The sequence below is a fragment of the Streptomyces sp. NPDC046876 genome (assembly GCF_040645035.1).
Classification (GTDB): Bacteria; Actinomycetota; Actinomycetes; order Streptomycetales; family Streptomycetaceae; genus Streptomyces.
Genome location: NZ_JBEYXK010000218.1, coordinates 1 through 2,443, shown reverse-complemented (window position 1 = coordinate 2,443; position 2,443 = coordinate 1). Strand labels below are relative to the sequence as shown.

The window sequence follows — 2,443 nt, the reverse complement described above, 5'->3', positions numbered from 1 at the left end:
CCGGCCGCAACCGCGCCGAGATCGAAGGCCTCATCGGCTTCTTCGTCAACACCCTCGTCATCCGCAGCGACCTCTCCGCCAACCCCACCTTCCAAGACTTCCTCACCCAGATCAAAGACACCACCCTCGCCGCCTACGACCACCAAGACCTCCCCTTCGAACGCCTCGTCGAAGAACTCCACCCCGAACGCGACCTCTCCCGCACCCCCCTCTTCCAGGTCATGTTCATCCTCCAGAACGCCGCCGAAGAAGCCTGGCAATTCGCCGACCTCGACACGGAACTCAGGTCGCCGGACGAGACCGCGGCGACCTTCGATTTGGTCATGTCGCTTCAGGAGTCCTGCGACGGGCTCAGAGCTCAACTGATGTACAGCACGGACCTCTTCGAGGCGCCGACCATGGAGCGACTCGCCGGGCACTTCGAGAACCTCCTCACCTCGGTGGTCACCGATCCGACAGCAGCGCTGAGCGACCTCGACATGCTCTCCGAGGCGGAGAAGCACCAGCTCGTCGTCGAATGGAACGACACCGCAGCAGACTTCCCCCACGACCTCTGCGTTCACGAACTCGTAGAAGCACAGGCATCCGCACAACCCGACGCCCCGGCCGTAGTCTTCGGCGACCAACAACTCACCTACGCCCAGCTCAACGCCAAAGCCAACCAACTCGCCCACCACCTGCGGTCCCTCGGCGTGGGCCGGGAGTCGCTCGTCGCGGTATGTCTTGACCGCGGCCTCGACATGATCGTGTCACTGCTCGGCGTGTTGAAGGCCGGCGGCGCCTACGTCCCACTCGACCCCCAGTACCCGGCCGAGCGACTCGCCTTCATGCTCGCCGACACCGCCGCCCCCGTCCTCCTCACCCAAAGCAGCCTCCGCCCCCAACTGCCCGACCACGACGCCCAAACGGTATGCATCGACACCGACGCCGACACGATCAGCGGCTTCCCGGACACCAACCCGGACCACTGGACCGCTTCGAACGACCTCTTCTACGTCATCTACACCTCCGGCTCGACCGGCACCCCCAAGGGCGTCATGGTCGAGCACCACTCTGTCGTACGGCAAGTGCACTACAACTGGCTGGAGCGGCTCACACCTGATGACTGCGTGGCCCAGGTGACGAGCTTCTCCTGGGATTCGTGTGCCATCGAATGCTGGAGTGCGCTGGTCGCGGGGGCCAGACTCGCGATACTTCTGCCTGACGAGATCCGCAACCCGTTCCAGCTCCGCAGGGTCGTACGCGAGCGTGGCGTGACGGCGTTGATGCTGACCGCGTCGCTGTTCAATCACCATGTGACGGCTTGCCCTGACGTCTTCGAGACCGTGCGGTACACGAAGTACTGCGGTGAGAAGGTCACCCGTGCCGAAGCCGACTCCCTGATTCATGGTGCGCACGCACCCCAGTACTTGCTGCACACCTACGGTCCAACGGAGAACTGGGGAGACACGACTCTGCTCCGGGTGTCCCAGGACAGCCCGAGCGCGGCGTCCATGCCGATCGGTGGACCCGCGCCGAACACCGACCTGTTCGTGGTGGACCGGGCCGACGGGCTGGTGCCGGTCGGTGTACCTGGAGAGCTGCTGGTGGGTGGCACTGGACTGGCGCGAGGCTATCTGAACCGCCCGGACCTGACCGCAGAGAAGTTCGTGACGGTCCGGGTCGCGGGCACGATGCGCCAGGTGTATCGCACCGGCGACCTGGCCCGATGGCTGCCCAGCGGTGTGCTCGAGTTTCTCGGCAGGATCGACGACCAGGTCAAGGTCCGCGGTATGCGGATCGAACTCGGCGAGATCGAATCGCAGTTGGTGGCGCACGAGGACGTGGCGTCGGCGGTGGTCACCGTGCGGGAGGACTCCTCTGGGGACAAGCGTCTGATCGCCTATGTGGTCCCGCGCAAGGGTGCACGCCCGGAGACGTCGACGCTGCGGCGCTGGTGTGCCCACAGACTGCCCGACTACATGCTGCCGACCGGTTTCGTGGTCCTGGAGAAACTGCCGTCGACCCCGAACGGGAAGGTGGACCGCAGGTCGCTGCCTGCTCCGGACCATGACCGGCCCGACCTCGCGGTGCAGTACGTGGCACCGCGCGACCACGTCGAAACCACCGTCGCCGGCATCTGGTCCCAGATCCTCGGCGTCGACCGGGTCGGCATCCACGACAACTTCTTCGACCTCGGCGGACACTCCCTCCTCGCGACCAGAACCGTCTCGCTGATGCGGCAGGAACTCGGTCGGGAAGTAACGGTGCGGGACCTGTTCACTTCCCCCACCGTGGAGCAACTGGCCGAGGTGATCAGCGGGGCCGTCTCGGCGACGGACAGCGTGGAACTCGTGCCGGTGCCGCGGGCTGAGGGCGGTCTGCCGCTTTCGTTCGCGCAGCAGCGTCTGTGGTTCTTGGAGCAGCTCGGACTGGATGGGCTGGATCTGTCCGTCCCGGCGAT

At 65.6% G+C, this 2,443-nt stretch carries 1 protein-coding gene; it reads left to right on the top strand.

Annotated features, from left to right (window positions below):
• The coding region (locus tag ABZ924_RS38430; protein ID WP_361920371.1) for an amino acid adenylation domain-containing protein at positions 1 to 2,443 on the top strand (2,443 nt) is incomplete at both ends.